Source organism: Bombella sp. ESL0378 (assembly GCF_009725845.1).
Taxonomy (GTDB): Bacteria; Pseudomonadota; Alphaproteobacteria; order Acetobacterales; family Acetobacteraceae; genus Bombella; species Bombella pollinis.
This window is the reverse complement of sequence record NZ_WNIF01000006.1, coordinates 295,695-311,942: the sequence shown is the minus strand read 5'-3', so window position 1 is coordinate 311,942 and position 16,248 is coordinate 295,695. Positions and strand designations below refer to the sequence as shown.

The window sequence follows — 16,248 nt, the reverse complement described above, 5'->3', positions numbered from 1 at the left end:
TTAGGGGTTGCTGATATGAATCTGCTCACGCTTGGCTTTTGCGAAAAACTCAGGCGTGATGTTGATGCCCGCAGAGGCGTGTTGGAGGATGGTGGTGGTAAAGCCATCCTGCACGGCGTGGCGCGCGCTTGCGAGTACGCAGACATCTAACGCCACACCGCAGAGAAAGACGCGGGATACGCCTAAGCCTTTGAGCAGGGCGGTTAGCCCGGTGGATGTGCCTGTATCATCGTAAAAGGCGGAGTTGGAGTCTGCTCCCAATGCTGTGCCTTTGCGGATGATATGGGTTATAGGGTTGTGGTTTAACCCATCCACAAAGGCGGCACCGTGGCTGCCTGCAAGGCAATGGATAGGCCAAGGCCCGCCTTGTTGGGTGAAGGAGCAATGGCCTGCCGGGTGCCAGTCCTGCGTAGCGATGACGGCACGAAAGCCAAGCTTTGTTAGCTGATTGATATGAGGGATGAGCCTATCCCCATCGGAGACAGGCAAGGCCCCACCGGGCATGAAGTCCCGCTGCATATCGATAATGAGCAGCGCATCTTGGGCCGTGCCGTACGGTGTGGCAAGAGAGGGCGTCATGGAATGGCCTTCTTCATCCGTGTGACGAGGAGCTGATTGATGCGGAATCGCTCGACATCGACTACCTCAAAGCGGAACCCTGCAACCTCAATACGATCAGCCTTGCGGGCCATACGGCGGAGGCGGTGGATGACAAAGCCGCCGATTGTATCAAACTCGGCATGGTCAAGAATGAGAGGAATATCAAGCTCCCGTACGACATCAAGAACAGGGGCTGCCCCGTCAATGAGCCAAGAATCATCATCACGGCGGACGATGGCTTGTTCCTCAAATGGGTTAGCAAGCCCATCCATGAGCGCACCCATAATATCCTTATAGGTGATGAGGCCAACAACTAGCCCATATTCGTTAAAGATGAGCGCAAAACCTGCCCCATGTGTATCGAACTGCGCGAGCGTCTCCCAAAGATTAAGCGTATCGGGCAGGGAGAGAACATCACGCCGCATGTTGAAGATTTGTTTGGGAGGAGCTTTTTGCGGGTCTGTTAGAGTGGCGGGTTCATCTACCACAGCCACGAGAACATCTTCAGCCCGAATAGAGCCGATAACTTGGTCTAACGAGCCATTACATAAAGGATAGCGCGAGTAAGGTCGGACACGGACTTTATCGCGTTGGCTCTCCAAGCTTTCATTGACATCAAGATAGACGATTTCATCACGCGGGGTCATGGCGGAGGTCACAGAGCGTGTCTGTAAGGCCATGACATTTTGAATCATTTGATGTTCTTGCTCTAGCAACACGCCAGAGGCTGTACCTGCGGCCAGAATGGCGCGGAGGTCCTCCGGTGTGACAGGCTCTACCGTGGCGGTAGCAGGGATGCGCAGGAGTTTTAAGATGAGGTCTGCAATATGCGAAAAGACCCACACAGCCGGGTAAAGCAATTTTAGGACAAGGGCGGGGAACCATCCAACAGCGAGGGCGATTTTATCCGGGGCGTTCATCGCTGTGCGTTTGGGCAGGAGGTCCGCAAAGAGGACAAATAGCCCAGTGACGAGGATAAAGGAGCTGAAGGAGCCTATTTTCTCCGCTAAAGGGGCGGCCATACCTAACGCGCAAAGCCCATCGGCAAAGGGGTCGGTAAGGAGGGCATCACCAATCACACCGCCGAGAATCCCAACCGCGTTGAGGCAGATTTGGATAGCCGTCATCACTTGTCCGCTATTGCGGCGGAGGCGAAGGAAGGCACGGGCGCGTTTATCCCCGGCCTCGGCTAGGGCACGCATACGCGTCTCGCGCGCCGCAGCGAAGGAAATCTCCGAAAGGGAGATGAGGACGGACACCCCAATAAGCAGCACAATAGCGATGAGGCCGGTTGTGAGCATCAGGAGGGGATGGTGGGTTGGTGATATGGTGGGCATGGATTGTCTCTACACGTCTCCTGCTAACCCGGCAATCGCGCGCCATTCGGCTTCGTTAACAGTGCGGATGTTAAGCTCATGGGCCTTTTTGGCTTTAGAGCCTGCTTTTTCACCCAAAACAACCAGCGTGGTGCGGCGCGAGACGCTATCTGTTACTTGCGCGCCAAGACGCTCGGCAATGGCTTTGGCTTCCGGGCGGGACATCGTGGTGAGGGAGCCAGTAAAGACCATAATCTCCCCTGTTAAAGGGGCATCGTCCCCTTCGCCGCGGGTGGGGCTGGTTTCCTCTGAGATGGTGAGGGTGGGGGTGAGGTCATTTAAGGCCTCTTGATTATGTTCTTCCTCAAAGAAATTGGCGATTTCTTCTGCAATGGCGGGGCCGATGCCCATAATGGCACTAAGATGAGCGCGCTCCTCGCTATCAGGCTGTTGCGCGGCCATCATAGCTTTATGCCATATGGGGTAGCTGTGATAATGGCGGGCCAGAAGCTGGGCGTTACGTTCCCCAATACGCCGGATGCCAAGGGCGTAGATGAACCGCGCAAAGCTGATGGTGCGGCGGGCTTCAATCGCGTTAAGGAGGTTTTCGACCGATTGCGGCCCCCAGCCTTCTAACTTTTGGAGGCGGTCTTTATGCTCATATAGGCGGAAGATGTCCCCGGGGCGGCGAACAAGACCGAGCTCGTAAAAGCTGCGAATGCTGCGTTCGCCAAGGCCATCAATATCAAAGGCCTTGCGAGAGACAAAGTGAATGAGTCGCTCGACCGTTTGAGCGGGGCAGGTAAGGCCACCGCTGCATCGGCGTACGGCTTCATCACCTATACGTTCGGCATGGGCGTGGCAGACGGGGCAGTGGTCGGGGAAGTGGAAAGGCGGGGCACGGTTTGGACGCTCTGCATCCATAACGCGTACGATTTGGGGAATAACATCCCCTGCGCGTTGAATCTGGACGAGGTCACCGGGGCGGGCATCAAGGCGGCGGATTTCATCCTCATTATGCAAGGTAGCCCGCGAGACGATGACCCCACCAACATTGATAGGCTCTAAATGCGCCACGGGGGTGAGGGCCCCTGTACGGCCGACTTGGACCTCAATATCATTAAGGCGGGTGATGGCTTGTTCGGCAGGGAACTTCCACGCAATCGCCCAGCGAGGCGCACGGCCTACAAAGCCGAGCCGTGTTTGGAGGGCGATATCGTCAAGTTTAAAAACGATGCCATCAATATCATAATCAAGGTCAGGCCGTGCCGTAGCAAGCTCTGCCACATAAGCGGGGACATCACTGGCATGATGGATGGTGCGGGAGAGGGGATTAACGCTGAAGCCCCACGATTTTAGCTGATCGAGCCATTCTGTATGGGTGGTGACATCAAGCCCCGTATTATAGCCCATCCCATAAGCAAAAAGCCCTAAAGGACGGCACGCGGTAATAGAAGCATCTAATTGGCGGAGGGACCCAGCAGCGGCATTGCGTGGGTTGGCGAAGGGCTTCTCACCGCGTTCTTCTTGTTGTTTGTTGAGGGCGAGAAAGGCCGCGCGGCTCATAAAGATTTCGCCCCGGATTTCGATAACAGCAGGATAAGGGGCGGGAAGCTGTTGTGGGATTGTGCTGATGGTACGGATATTGGCCGTAACATCCTCCCCAACCGTGCCATCGCCGCGGGTGGTGGCGACTGTAAGTTGGCCATTTTCATAGGTTAGGTTGATGGAAAGCCCATCAATTTTAGGCTCTGCAATGAAGATGAGGGCATCAGTTTGGCTATTATCAAGCCCTAAAAAACGGCCAATCTTGCTGATGAAATGGGCGAAGTCTTCCTCATTAAAAACATTATCGAGCGAGAGCATAGGCGCGCGATGCTCGACCTTGCCGAAGGCAGGGTTAGGGGCAGCCCCGATCTGGGCAGAGGCACCATCTTTTCGTTTTAATTCGGGGTGGCGAGCCTCTAGCATGACAAGCTCTAGCCGGGTTTGGTCATAAAGAGCATCGGAGACTTCCGGCGCGTCATGGCCATGATACGCCTCATTCCATCGGGCGATTTTAGCTTCAAGCTCTGCGTAACGTTGGGCCGGGGTTTGGGTGGTCATGGTGTTGTGGGTCCCAAAAGGCTATCGGCCGCCGCACGGGCGGCATCGGTAACGGTAGTGCCCGCAAGCATACGGGCGAGTTCTTCCCGGCGTTCTTCCTCACTGAGGAGGGTTGCGCTGGTTTGCGTGTGGTTTTGCTTTACATGCTTGGCAATGCGGAGTTGATAATCTCCACGAGAGGCAACTTGCGGGCTATGGGTGATGGCCAACACCTGCACATCCTGCGCTACGCGATGAAGTCGCTCGCCAATGGCTGAGGCCGTGGCCCCGCCCACGCCGGAATCAACTTCATCAAACACGAGTGTTGTAAGGGAGGACCGTCCCGCGAGTACGACTTTAAGAGCGAGCATAAGGCGGGAGAGTTCCCCCCCAGAGGCGACCTTGCCAAGTGGGCCGGGTGGTTGTCCGGGGTTAGCCGCAATGAGGAAGGCGACCTGCTCCATCCCATGGCGGTTCCATTGCTCTGGTGCGAGGGAGGAGAGTTCTACAATAAAGCGAGCGCGTTCTAATTTGAGGGGGGCTAATTCCGCCATAACGCGTTTTTCAATCTGGCGAGCGGCTTTTTCCCTAGCGATGCTAAGCTCTTGCGCTGCGGCCTCATAAGCGGCGCGCTTTTGGTGTACTTGTTCTTCTAATTTTGCGAGAGCCTCTGTGCTGGACTCAATCGAGGCGAGGCGTTGATTGATATTGTCCAGAAAATTGGGGAGTTCGCTGACACTTATCTTATGTTTGCGGGCCTCAGCGCGGAGGGTAAAGAGGCGTTCTTCCGTCTCTTCTAAAAGGCGTGAATCGACAGTGGTATCTACTGCAAGGCGGGAGAGGAGGGTTTCGGCCTCAGCGAGATATTCTTCGGCTTTTTCTAGCGCGGTGAGGGCATCTTGCGCTTGCTCTTGCTGAGCAGAGGGAATCTCCTGTGTAGTGGCTTGTTCCCGATCTAAAGGGGAGGGTAAGAGGCGAGAGAGCGCACGATTAGCCGCACGTAGGGCATTGGCTGGCGTGGCTGAGCGGCGATCCCGTGGGGTGAGCTCACCCAAAGCAGCGGCTACGGCCTCGCCCCGGCGTTCATCTTGTTGGAGCTTAACGCGGAGAGCGGCGAGTTCTTCCTCCTCGCCTTCTTGGGGGGCGAGGGCGGTGAGATCCTCTGCAATTTGGCGGAGCCAGTCCTCCTCTTGGGTGGCCTCCTCTATCTCTTGGCGAGCGGTCTTTAGGGAACGGAGGGCATGTTGCCATTCATCCCACGTTTTGGCGACCTTTTGGCATAAGGTGGTAGGAACGCCGAATGCATCTAATAATGATTGATGAGCCGCTTGATTCGCCAGCCCCATTTGTTCATGCTGACCTTGAATCTCCACCAGTAAGGCGGCAACATCCCGCAAAATAGTGATGCCGACTGGTTGGTCACAAATATAAGCGCGGGAGCGTCCCTCTTGCGTGACAATACGGCGGAGGACGATAGGCTCGCCTTCCTCAATAGAGGCAATGTCTTTTTGGCGGAGGAGGGCATAAGCGGGATGGTCAGCGGGGAGTTCAAACACGGCGGTAACGCTGCTTTGCTCTGCCCCAGAGCGGATGATGCGGCTATTGGTCCGCTCCCCCAAAGCAAGGCCTAAACTATCGAGCAAGATGGATTTACCGGCCCCGGTTTCCCCCGTTAGGACGGTTAGCCCCGCATGGAAGGGGAGGTCCAGTTTCTCGATTAAGACAACATCACGGATGGAGAGATGTGTGAGCATAATGCAGCCTCCAGAACCTCGCAAAGATGGTGCATCTCTTGGATGTTTTAAACCATGCAGTGCCAGATATATGAGACGTTAAGGCCAATTTCGCAAGATTGCGGGCTTATTGGCCTTAACTTTAAGGCTTATTTCCCTTTTTTTGCCTTGTTGGCAGGAGTGTTATTGGTTGGTGGAATGTCAATCGCTGCCACAGGGGTGGATTGTGTCGCTGAGACAGGCTGTGTAATCACAGAATCTGACTTAGCAGGGTTGGCAATTGCGGGGGCAGGCATCACGGCATCATGATGATGTTTGCCATGATGGTGCTTTTCTTTCGGCTGCTTGCGCAGAGGCTCTGGTTTGCGGATCTGCGGTGTAAGTTGATGATTTGCTTTTAGCTTACGATAAGCCAGATGGTACCAACGGCTATCTGGTGCATTATAACCTAGCACAGCAGCGGCTTGGCGGGCCTCATCTGGCAAGCCAAGATTCAGATTAACCTCAACAAGACGTTCCAAAGCCTCGGGAACATGGTTGGTTGTCTGGAAGTCTTGGATAACGCGCTGATACCGTCCGTAAGCCGCCTGATAATCTTTCTCACGCTGATAGTAACGACCAACGAACATCTCTTTCCCAGCGAGATGGTCGCGACAGAGGTCAATTTTTAATTGTGCATCACGCGCGTAGGATGTTTGCGGGAAGCGTGTAATGACCTCTTGGAGGGCATCCATCGCCTCAAGCGTGCCGAGCTGGTCGCGCGAGACAACGCCGATTTGTTCGTAATAGCATAAGCCACGCAGATAGTAGGCGTAGGCGGCATCTGGGCTGGTGGGGTGGAGTTGCAGATAGCGTTCTAACTGCTGGACAGAGAGCGCGTATTCGCCTTGAAGGTAATATGCGTATCCCTCCATCAGCTCCGCATTACCGGTATAGCCGGAATATGGGTAATTCTGTTGCAGAAGCTCAAACTCAGCACTAGCGAGTTTGTAATGCCCGCCATGGAGGGCATCAATCCCGTAATTATAGAGCGTCTCGGCATCGGCGGTGCGTGGCAATTTCGCTTGAATATCGGCATCTGATGAGCAGCCCGTGAGCAGGGCAAAGCCTAGCAGAACAGGAGCTGTAAAAGCCGAAAGATAGAAACGAGAGCGGGTATTCTGTGTGTTTAGGATGCTGCTGACCATGATTTTCTTATAGCATGGGAGTTTTCTAGGGGAAGGGTGTTCTTGTCCTTTAGCCCGATATTTTCATGAGGTAAAGGAAGGATTGTTGCGAAATCCTTAACAAATTGCCAATTATCGCGTGAGGCGAATAGGGCACGGAGAAGTTGATTATTGAGGGAATGGCCAGTTTTATGTGCCTCAAACCGGGCGGCAAGGCTATAGCCTGTGCAATAGAGGTCGCCGATAGCATCAAGCATCTTATGGCGGACACATTCATCAACATGGCGCATCCCGCCGGGGTTGAGCGCATGGTCGTGTTGGATGACTAAGGCGTTCTCTAACGATCCACCAAGGGCAAGCCCTTGAGCATGGAGGCGGCCTATATCCTCATAATTTACGAAGGTACGGGCAAAGGCGATGTCGCGTTTAAAATGCTTTTTATCAAGCGTGAGCGCATAGGATTGTTGGCCAATAGCGGGGGCAGGGAAGTCTATGCTTAAAGAGAGATGAAGTTGGTTTTGATGGTGGGGTAGGAGGCGGGCATAAGCTCCGTTTTCTCCTTCGACAGAGATAGGCTGACGGACAGCAATAATGTGACGTGGGGCGTTAAGATATGTACGCCCTGCGGCCTCTAGCAAGAAGATAAAGGACGCTGCGCAACCATCCAGAATGGGGAGTTCTGGCCCATCAAGTTGGATGAGGAGGTTATCAATTTTGCACGCATGAAGGGCTGCGAGCAGATGCTCAATGGTGGCGACATGGAGGTCGCTTTGATGAGGAGAGGCTGCAACCGTGGCAAGGGGGCTAGACATAATGCAGCCCGATGTAAGCCGAAAAGGGCGCGCATCGGGGCGGTCTAACCGCTGGATATGTAAACCCGTATCAGCAGGCGCAGGCGATAGCCGTAATGTAACGGGCCGTCCACTATGTAACCCCACACCACGGCAATGGATGGCGTGAGCTAGAGTGGTTTGTTGCGCGGGATCATGCTTACCTTTATGGGGTAGTATCTGCCCCCCATAATGTGGGGCATCTACGATGTTAGTGGGGGGCACGGAGTGGCCCCTTTAGGATTTGGGGCCACGCCGTAGATAGGTGGGGATGTTGAGGTCATCCTCCTCACTATTTGTAGGGTGAGAGGGATGGGTGTCCTCACGCATAGTGGGGGCTACAGGGGTTTTGCGCTCCGTCGGTGGGGTAGGGCGGCTGCGGAAAAAGCGGCTAAACAAACCGCCGCCGGTTTGCGGAGCGTCCTCTTGTAGGCGTGAGACCTCCAAGGGTTCACGTTCGGGAAGGGTATAATTGGGAGCCGATGGCGCGGCGGAGCTACCGGCTATGTGGTGAGGGGCATCCTCGCTGCGGGGTTCTGGGGCAGGGGTTTCCTCATGGATGGGGGGGGTAGGAGGGGCCTCTTCAGCGATAGGTTGGGCGTCATCTTGTGTGTGTGTAGGTGCGGCAGCCTCTACAGGAGCAGCGGGTGCAGCAGGTTCCTCAGAGTGAGGGGCAGTGTGTGTTCTGCCATCAAGGCCGGTAGCGATGACAGAAACTTGGACCCGTCCTTGCATATTCTCATCAACAACGAAGCCACTATTGATTTCTTCATCGTCACAATTCGCTGTTTCGCGGATGAGATTCATAATTTGATTATAAGCGATCAAGCTCATATCTGGCCCTAGCGTGACATTGACCAGCAAAGCACGGGCCCCCTTAATAGAGGTTTCTTCTAATAGAGGGTTGGAGATAGCACGCTCTGCCGCTGTAATGGCCCAATCCTCGCCGTCTTCTTCGGCAGAGGCTATCCCAATACCCATCATTGCTTTGCCCATACCGCTCATAACTGTGCGGACATCGGCAAAATCGAGGTTTTGGTAGCCCGCTTCGACCATGAGGTCTGTAACGCTGCGGACCCCACTATAGAGGACATCATCCGCCATAGCGTAGGCCTGCACTAAAGGGGTGTTAAATGATGCTGCGCCAAAGAGATTTTGGTTAGGGATGACGAGCAAAGTATCAACATATTTCTCTAGCTCAGCAATCCCAGCGGCGGCGGCACGGCCGCGGCGTGCCCCTTCAAACTCGAAAGGTTTTGACACAACGCCGATGGTTAGGGCCCCGGCCTCGTGGGCGATGCGTGCAACAACGGGAGCGGCACCGGTCCCAGTCCCACCACCCATACCGGCAGTGACGAAAACGAGGTCTACCCCTTCAAGATGTTGGCGGATTTCGTCTTCCACTTCCTCGGCAGATTGGCGACCAATCTCCGGCTTAGCCCCCGCCCCAAGGCCGCGCGTTAATGTTGGGCCGAGTTGCAAACGCGTCTCCGCCTTGGAGAGGGCAAGTTGTTGAGCATCGGTATTCGCGGCGATGAAGTTCACCCCACGGAGCTGGCCGCTGATCATGTTATTGACGGCATTAACACCACCGCCCCCAACCCCAATAACGGTAATGCGCGGCGGGCTGACGGCACTTAAACCGGGGGTTGTGGGTGTCAGAGTTAATGACATAACGATGAAGCTCCGGTTAGGGTTAAAGAAAAAAGAACCGCAGATATGGTGTAGCGGCTATAAAGTGCTGGCACGCTATCATTAATAGTACCAAATGTAACCTTAAATATGAGTATTCTGCGCTAATTATCATTTTTTACGCAGTAAGCTTGCCAATCGTTTACCAAACCCACGGGGGGGCGCATTTTGGTCTGCCAAGCAAAAGCTATTGCGTGCCCCTGCTGACCATGCCAACAGCCCTGCTGCGGTGGAGAAGCCGGCCCATATAGAGGGATGACTGGATTGCGGCAAGCCGCGTATAGCAGTTGGGGGGCGGACTTGGATGGGGCGGTTGAGAATCTCCGCAGCAACATTATCCAACCCATTTAGCAAGGCCCCGCCACCGGTGAGGATGACTGGCCCTTCTGCTGGGTGGCCCAGCCCTGCGCCGTTAAGCTCGTGGCGGAGCATCTCTAGGGTTTCTTCCACACGCGGAGCAATGGCACGAACAATATCAGCCCGTGTGATGTGGCGGATGCCGCTATGATGGGGGAGAGGCAGAGCAATGGGGAGGCTAGCATCATCAGCAGACGCATAGGCAACACCGTAAAGTGTTTTTAGGCGTTCTGCTGCATCAATAGGGATTGTGAGGGCGCGGGCAATATCATTGGTGATATGGTGGCTTCCAACCCGGAGATGGCGTGTATAAAGAACACGCCCACGGGCAAAAACGGCTAGGGTTGTGGTGCCTGCCCCCATATCAACGACTGTAACACCCAGGTCGCGTTCATCATGGTCTGTTACCGCGATGCCAGAGGCAATGGGGCTAGAGAGTATGTCCACAGCGCGGAGTTCAGCCCGCTGGAGGAGGTTATCTAATGTATGGAGAACGCCAGTTTGGGCATCAATAATATGGAACTTGCCCATTAATCTTTCACATTGATGACCACAAGGGTTGAGGACGGTGACGCTATCATCAATGTTGAAGCCGAGAGGCATGGCATGGACGATGCGGCGGTCAGGCTCCATAGCCTCATAGCGTGCTTGTTCGTAAAGTGTGTGGACATCGGCGTCATTAACCTCGCGCCCATTGGGGGTGAGGTAGGCATCAAGATGGTAGCTGCGTGGTTTCCCGCAGGAAAGATTGACGGTTACATCCCTAATATGACGGTGAATTTTTCGCTCTGCATCGCCAACTGTAGCGCGGATGACGCGCTCTAGCTGTTTTGTATCGACAATCGCACCAGAGGTTACACCTTCGGATCGTCTCCAGCCCCAACTAAGGACACGTAACCCCCCATTCTTTAACCCTTGCCCAATTAGGCATGTAATTTTGGTAGAGCCAATATCTAAGACAGCCTTTAGGCCGGGGGTCCAAAGGAAGCCTTTTTGCTCCTCTGAGGGGAGGATGGGTAGAACCGCACGGTCTGGATGGGGGGTGAGGGGAGCAAGATGGTGTGTGTGTGGCATAAGCTTAATGCTCTACTGAGGGCGATGGGGTAGGCGGTGATGGGGTTTCTTGCTCGGTATTAGGGACTTCAGGATGAATGACCATACGGTCGGGCAGGCGCATGTCAATGCTTTTTAAGGGACGGTCAAGGAGTTGGAATGTCGTTTGGTAGCTATGCAGACGCTCCAAAGCGGCAGCCTCTGCTCCTTCGGGCAGGAGGAGGGTTGTGCCATTCTTCATGAGGATGTTCCAGCGTCTTTGCCCGATGCGGATGAAGGCAAGAACATGGCTATTAATGTCGGGATAATGGTCTAATAACCCTAAAAGAGAGGCGGCTTCTAGGTTTGCCCCAGCCCCGACAACAAGCGGTAATTTACGAAAGGCAGAGCGGTTACCTGCGGTCAATTCTTGCTGGGAGACATTATCGCCCTTTTGGTTGATGAGGATGAAATGGCCATCAATCTGCCAGATGGCGATAGGGTGTTTTTCTTCCAACGTGATGAGGACTGTATCGGGTAGATGACGTTCGACGGTCGAATGCTCAATAAAGGGTAGTTTATCAAGGCGTTTGCGGGCATCCTCTACGGAGAAACCGAAGAGCGAATGATCTAAGCCCGTGCCGAGGGCCTCCATCACGTCGCTTTCATCAGTTAAATGGCGGCCTGTGATGATGATGTGACGGATGCGGAGGGGGTCTAGCTGGGCGAAGCGTTCGGTTAAGGCGTTGGTAAAAGCATGGCCTCCTAGGCTGAGCCATGCCAGCCAGCCAGCCCCAGCGAGGAGGACGGTAACGAGTATGACAATGCTCAATCGCCGGAGAATCATCTTTTGACGCTGCCAAAAGAGAAAGAGGCGAGAGGGGCGGTCCTCGTAAGGGTCTAGCGGCATGTGAGGCCGTTTTTTGAAGAAAAACGCCATAGGGTGTTAGGCTGTATGTGTCGAAGGCAGAGATGTAAAGGTAAGGGGGCTTGTTTGGCCCAGCGCGTCTTTGATTAACCAATCACAAAGTTGCGGGTAGCTGACCCCACGCGCGGTGGCTTGCTCTGGCAGGAGGGAGGTTGCTGTCATCCCCGGTTGGGTATTGACCTCCAAAATCACGAGCTGATGAGTTTGTTCATCATAGCGATAATCCGTCCGGCTTGCCCCCTTGCAGCCAAGGGCATGATGAGCTTGGCATGCTAAGGTGAGAGCGCGCTCAGTGATGGATGCAGGTAGGGGGGCGGGAATGATATGGCGGGAGCCATTCGCCTGATATTTTGCAGCGAAGTCATAAAATCCCCCGCCTTCTTGGGGAAGAATCTCTGTTACAGCGAGGGGGGTATCCCCCAATACAGCTACGGTAAGTTCCCGCCCGGGGATGAAGTGTTCAGCCAAAATCTGCGGGCCATAGGTCCATGATTCCGCAATCGTGCGGCGTGTTGATTCATCATCTTGATGGAGAATATGAACCCCAACAGAGGAGCCTTCGGCGACTGGTTTGAGGACATAAGGCGCGGGAAGGGGGGCATGGTCAATAAGGGCGGCGGGGGTGATGAGGCAGCCCTCTGCTACGGGTAGGCCAGCTGCTTGGAGGGCCATGCGGGTGGTGGCCTTATTCATCGCTATTGCCGAGGCTAAAATGCCGGAATGTGTGTAGGGCAGGCCTAGCCATTCTAACACGCCCTGAATGGCACCATCCTCCCCACCGGGGCCATGCAGCGCATTAAAGACAACTGTTGGGCGGCAGGCTTTTAACGCGGCGATGGTCGTGGTGATGTCCGGCCCGACATCAAGCGCGTGGACGTGATGTCCGGCTTCTTTTAAAGCCGCTGTGACGGCTTTGCCGCTTGAGAGGCTTACACTGCGCTCGCTGGAGGTCCCGCCCATAAGAACGGCTACAGACTGTGAGGTCGGAGAGGAGGATAAGTGCTGCGTCATACTCAAAACTTCATCATGCTGGATGAGAGAGGCGGCCTAGCCGTTTGATTTCCCACTGTAGCTCTATACCGCTTTGTGCTAGCACGCGGGCGCGGACCATCTCGCCAAGGTCTTCTAGCTCGGTGCTGGTAGCGTGGCCTGTATTGAGCATAAAATTGCAGTGTTTTTCACTTATTTGCGCTCCACCATGACGCAACCCACGGCAGCCAGCGGCGTCTATCAGCTCCCACGCTTTATGACCCTCTGGGTTACGGAAGGTCGAGCCGCCAGTACGAGCACGTAAAGGCTGGCTGGCCTCGCGTTTAGCCCGCATAATGTGCATCGCTTCTTGGATGAGGGCGGGGTCTTCCGCCCCTTGGGCTTTGAGACGAGCGCGAAGGATGATGGCACCGTCTGGCAGGGTTGTATGGCGGTAGCCCATGTGCAAATGCGCTGCGGGGAGGCGTTGATATGTGCCCTCACGCGTGAGAATCTCAACCCAATCTAACAAGGAGGCCATATCCCCCTCATAAGCCCCGGCATTCATCCGTACTGCCCCGCCAATAGAGCCGGGAATGGTGGAGAGAAAGGCAAAGCCTGCCATCCCAGCGCGGGCGGCGGCTTCTGCCACGCTGCTATCCAGTGCTGCCGCCCCGGCGATGAGCCCATCACCATCAGCTTCAATCTGGGCAAAACCACCGGCGAGGCGTAGCGTTAGTCCGGCTAACCCGCCATCGCGAATGATAACGTTAGAGCATGCCCCCAAGACGGTAAGGGGCATATCAGGCGGGCTTTGCTGTAGAGCTGTGGCGAGGTCTTCTTCATCTTGTGGGACAAAGAGCCAGTCCGCCTGCCCCCCAGTGCGGAACCAACTGCGCGGGGCAAGGGGGACATTGGCTTTCAGCCTGCCACGGAGCGGCTGGAAAGGGGCTGCTGTACTGGTCATAAGCTCTCCGGTTTATGCGCAGCGAGCTGAGCAGGGAGGGCTTTTGCCCAATGGGTGATGGAACCTGCGCCTAAGCAGAGGACATAATCCCCCGGTACGGCAATGTCTGCAATTAAGGCAGCGAGGTCTTTTTCCGAAGGGAGGGGCAGAACATGGCGGTGTCCACGCTCGCGTAGCCCTTCGACCAACTGATCACGCCCAATGCCTTCAAGGGGGGGCTCTCCTGCGGCATAGACATCAGCAACGATGACGGTATCAGCATCATTCATACAGGTGCAGAAGTCGTTAAAGAGGGCCTGCAAGCGGGAATAACGATGAGGTTGTATCACAGCAATAACGTGTTTTGCCCCAGCTTGTCGCGCGGCTTTTAGCACGGCGGCGATTTCAACAGGATGATGGCCGTAATCATCAATGATTTTTACGTCATTCCATATCCCGGTGAGGGTAAAGCGGCGTTGTACCCCGCGGAAGCCGCCAAGTGCATCGGCGATGACCGTATCGGGAATGTCCATCTCTAAAGCTACGGCAATGGCAGCTACAGCATTGAGGACATTATGATGGCCAAACATGGGGAGATGGAACGGCCCTGCACGCCGTTGGGTGTTAGCGGTACGGTCTGTGATGGTGACGTGGAAGGTGACGCCCTCACTATCTGTCCCGGTGATTTCGGCCCGGACATCCGCTTGCGGGCTGAAGCCGTAGGTAATGAGGCGATGATCAGAGAGTTGAGGGATCATCTGTTGGACGCGTGGATGGTCCACACATAAGACGGCAAAACCATAAAAGGGAATGTTGGAGACAAATTGCCGGTAGCCTGCCTCCATAGCCTCATCAGAGCCCCAATGGTCCAGATGTTCGGGGTCCATATTGGTAACAACGGCGATGATAGCCGGTAAGCGGAGGAAGGAGCCGTCACTCTCATCAGCTTCTACGACCATCCAATCCCCAGCACCCATGCGGGTATTGGTGCCGTAAGCCTCGATGATTCCGCCATTGATGACGGTCGGGTCCAGCTTGGCTTGCTCTAGCACGCAGGCCACAAGGCTGGTGGTGGTGGTTTTGCCGTGCGTCCCCCCAATGGCGATAGCCCAGCGTAGGCGCATGAGTTCGGCGAGCATCTCGGCCCGTCTTACAACGGGGATGAGTCGGGCGCGTGCGGCAACAACCTCTGGATTGTCACGTTTAACCGCTGTGGAGGTCACCACCACGCGCGCTTCACCCAAATTAGCGGCATCATGACCGATATGGACGGTGATCCCTGCTTTGCGAAGGCGTTGAACATTCGCATTCTCGGCAATATCAGACCCCTGCACTTTATAGCCCAGCAGATGCAGCACTTCTGCAATGCCGGACATGCCAATGCCCCCAATACCAACAAAATGGATTAAACCCAGGTTAAGGGGTAATGCGCGCATAAAGGGTTACTCCAGTCAATAAAGGGGGGAGAGGGCAGATAATCAGCGTTTTAGAGTGGCTTCAACAAGGTCAGCCAGTTTTTTAGCAGCATGGCGATGTTGGAGCGTCCGTGCTGCATGGGCAGCATGTTTTAGCTCATCAGGATGCTCAAAGAGATGGAGGAGCATGTCGCAGAGCTTTTCAGACTTGAAATCACGCTGGCGAATCATCCAGCCCCCGCCTGCGCGCTCCATCGTTTGAGCATTGACGCCTTGCTCATCAGAGGCAGCAATGGGGAGGGGCACCATGATGGAGGGACGCCCCGCTGTGGCGAGTTCTGCCACGGAGGAGCCACCAGCCCGCCCGATGACGAGATGAGCCTTTTTAAGCTCGGAGGCGACATCATCAATAAAGGGGGTAACATGTGCTGTGATACCGACTTGTTTGTACAAGTTGGTTAGCACGGGGACCATATCCTCATGGGCTTGCTGCGTAACATGCAAGCGGATGCGGACATATTGGGGTAAATTACAGAGGGCTTGAGGCACGACCGTACTGAAAATCTGCGCACCAAGAGAGCCGCCCCAGATGAGGAGATGGATGGGGTCCTCGTTTGTATGGAGGGTGGGTGGGCTGTATGGCTCATCAGCTAGGGCTTCAATCGCAGGGCGGACGGGCATACCTGTTTGGATGACCTTTTTCCCAACAGGGAGGCGCATGACCCGTGGGTAAGAGGTGGCAATGGCATTAGCAAAGCGTGAGAGAACAACATTGGCTTGGCCGAGAATAGCGTTGCCCTCATGGATGATGAGCGCAGGGCGGTTACGGCACAGCAAGCGGCTGCCTAGTAACGGGGGGATGGAGGGGTACCCCCCAAAGCCGATAACGGCGGCTGGACGGCAGATAGCGATGAGTTTACGCGCGCCAAGGCAGCTCCATAATAAGCGACTAATTGCTTTAAGCTTATCAAGTGGTTTTTTACCCGCCACGCCGCTGCTGGTGAGTGTATAGCGGGGGTAGAGCGCAAAGATGCTTTGTTCTGCGCGATTACGGCGTTGGTCTGTCATGAGGATGAGCGGGTAGCCACGCTGGTGGAGTTCTTCCCCCAAGGCAATAGCGGGGAAGAAATGCCCGCCTGTTCCTCCAGCGGCGATGATGATAGGGGCGTGTGTCATGCG

The 16,248-nt window shown here is 55.1% G+C and carries 13 protein-coding genes; all 13 read right to left on the bottom strand.

The features are described 5' to 3' along the window. The 13 genes from GM556_RS04955 to murG all read right to left on the bottom strand — a co-directional run bounded on the left by GM556_RS04955 (position 1) and on the right by murG (position 16,245). Positions 1-579, bottom strand: coding sequence for an isochorismatase family protein (locus GM556_RS04955; RefSeq protein ID WP_155579437.1), 579 nt, complete (start codon positions 577-579; stop codon positions 1-3). Then, positions 576-1,937: a hemolysin family protein gene (locus GM556_RS04950; protein WP_155573353.1), complete on the bottom strand. Its 1,362-nt coding sequence runs from the start codon at positions 1,935-1,937 to the stop codon at positions 576-578. Before GM556_RS04950 ends, GM556_RS04955 begins: the two co-directional genes overlap by 4 nt. 9 nt (positions 1,938-1,946) lie before the next feature. Next, positions 1,947-4,022, bottom strand: a complete 2,076-nt coding sequence (ligA, locus tag GM556_RS04945; protein ID WP_155579436.1) for an NAD-dependent DNA ligase LigA — start codon at positions 4,020-4,022, stop codon at positions 1,947-1,949. Beyond that, positions 4,019-5,755 (bottom strand): DNA repair protein RecN, encoded by a 1,737-nt coding sequence (recN, locus tag GM556_RS04940; protein WP_155579435.1) that lies wholly within the window; start codon positions 5,753-5,755, stop codon positions 4,019-4,021. Before recN ends, ligA begins: the two co-directional genes overlap by 4 nt. A 128-nt stretch (positions 5,756-5,883) precedes the next feature. Then, on the bottom strand, positions 5,884-6,921 hold the full coding sequence (locus GM556_RS04935) for an outer membrane protein assembly factor BamD (RefSeq protein WP_230873287.1): 1,038 nt from the start codon (positions 6,919-6,921) through the stop codon (positions 5,884-5,886). Next, positions 6,903-7,955, bottom strand: a complete 1,053-nt coding sequence (gene lpxC, locus GM556_RS04930) for a UDP-3-O-acyl-N-acetylglucosamine deacetylase (protein ID WP_155579434.1) — start codon at positions 7,953-7,955, stop codon at positions 6,903-6,905. The genes GM556_RS04935 and lpxC overlap by 19 nt, the downstream gene beginning before the upstream one ends. Before the next feature lie 12 nt (positions 7,956-7,967). Beyond that, positions 7,968-9,404, bottom strand: a complete 1,437-nt coding sequence (gene ftsZ / locus GM556_RS04925; RefSeq protein WP_155579433.1) for a cell division protein FtsZ — start codon at positions 9,402-9,404, stop codon at positions 7,968-7,970. Positions 9,405-9,533: 129 nt separating this feature from the next. Beyond that, a complete protein-coding gene (gene ftsA / locus GM556_RS04920) occupies positions 9,534-10,853 on the bottom strand; it encodes a cell division protein FtsA (RefSeq protein WP_155573348.1) in 1,320 nt (439 codons plus the stop codon). Positions 10,854-10,857: 4 nt separating this feature from the next. Continuing rightward, the gene (locus GM556_RS04915; RefSeq protein ID WP_155579432.1) at positions 10,858-11,751 is read right to left on the bottom strand and encodes a cell division protein FtsQ/DivIB; all 894 of its coding nucleotides are present in this window, start codon (positions 11,749-11,751) and stop codon (positions 10,858-10,860) included. A gap of 6 nt (positions 11,752-11,757) precedes the next feature. After that, the gene (locus tag GM556_RS04910; protein ID WP_155579431.1) at positions 11,758-12,750 is read right to left on the bottom strand and encodes a D-alanine--D-alanine ligase; all 993 of its coding nucleotides are present in this window, start codon (positions 12,748-12,750) and stop codon (positions 11,758-11,760) included. A 13-nt stretch (positions 12,751-12,763) separates the two neighbouring features. Beyond that, the gene (gene murB, locus GM556_RS04905; protein WP_155579430.1) at positions 12,764-13,675 is read right to left on the bottom strand and encodes a UDP-N-acetylmuramate dehydrogenase; all 912 of its coding nucleotides are present in this window, start codon (positions 13,673-13,675) and stop codon (positions 12,764-12,766) included. Next, positions 13,672-15,090, bottom strand: coding sequence for a UDP-N-acetylmuramate--L-alanine ligase (gene murC, locus GM556_RS04900; protein WP_155579429.1), 1,419 nt, complete (start codon positions 15,088-15,090; stop codon positions 13,672-13,674). Before murC ends, murB begins: the two co-directional genes overlap by 4 nt. 42 nt (positions 15,091-15,132) lie before the next feature. Continuing rightward, a complete protein-coding gene (gene murG / locus GM556_RS04895) occupies positions 15,133-16,245 on the bottom strand; it encodes an undecaprenyldiphospho-muramoylpentapeptide beta-N-acetylglucosaminyltransferase (protein ID WP_155579428.1) in 1,113 nt (370 codons plus the stop codon). Positions 16,246-16,248: the final 3 nt, after the last annotated feature.

Coding starts and splice junctions, on each gene's coding strand:
- GM556_RS04915 (WP_155579432.1), bottom strand. CDS start 11,751: ATGGCGTTTTTCTTCAAAAAACGGCCTCACATGCCGCTAGACCCTTAC.
- GM556_RS04935 (WP_230873287.1), bottom strand. CDS start 6,921: ATGGTCAGCAGCATCCTAAACACACAGAATACCCGCTCTCGTTTCTAT.
- recN (WP_155579435.1), bottom strand. CDS start 5,755: ATGCTCACACATCTCTCCATCCGTGATGTTGTCTTAATCGAGAAACTG.
- GM556_RS04950 (WP_155573353.1), bottom strand. CDS start 1,937: ATGCCCACCATATCACCAACCCACCATCCCCTCCTGATGCTCACAACC.
- GM556_RS04910 (WP_155579431.1), bottom strand. CDS start 12,750: ATGACGCAGCACTTATCCTCCTCTCCGACCTCACAGTCTGTAGCCGTT.
- ftsZ (WP_155579433.1), bottom strand. CDS start 9,404: ATGTCATTAACTCTGACACCCACAACCCCCGGTTTAAGTGCCGTCAGC.
- ftsA (WP_155573348.1), bottom strand. CDS start 10,853: ATGCCACACACACACCATCTTGCTCCCCTCACCCCCCATCCAGACCGT.
- ligA (WP_155579436.1), bottom strand. CDS start 4,022: ATGACCACCCAAACCCCGGCCCAACGTTACGCAGAGCTTGAAGCTAAA.
- GM556_RS04955 (WP_155579437.1), bottom strand. CDS start 579: ATGACGCCCTCTCTTGCCACACCGTACGGCACGGCCCAAGATGCGCTG.
- murB (WP_155579430.1), bottom strand. CDS start 13,675: ATGACCAGTACAGCAGCCCCTTTCCAGCCGCTCCGTGGCAGGCTGAAA.
- murG (WP_155579428.1), bottom strand. CDS start 16,245: ATGACACACGCCCCTATCATCATCGCCGCTGGAGGAACAGGCGGGCAT.
- murC (WP_155579429.1), bottom strand. CDS start 15,090: ATGCGCGCATTACCCCTTAACCTGGGTTTAATCCATTTTGTTGGTATT.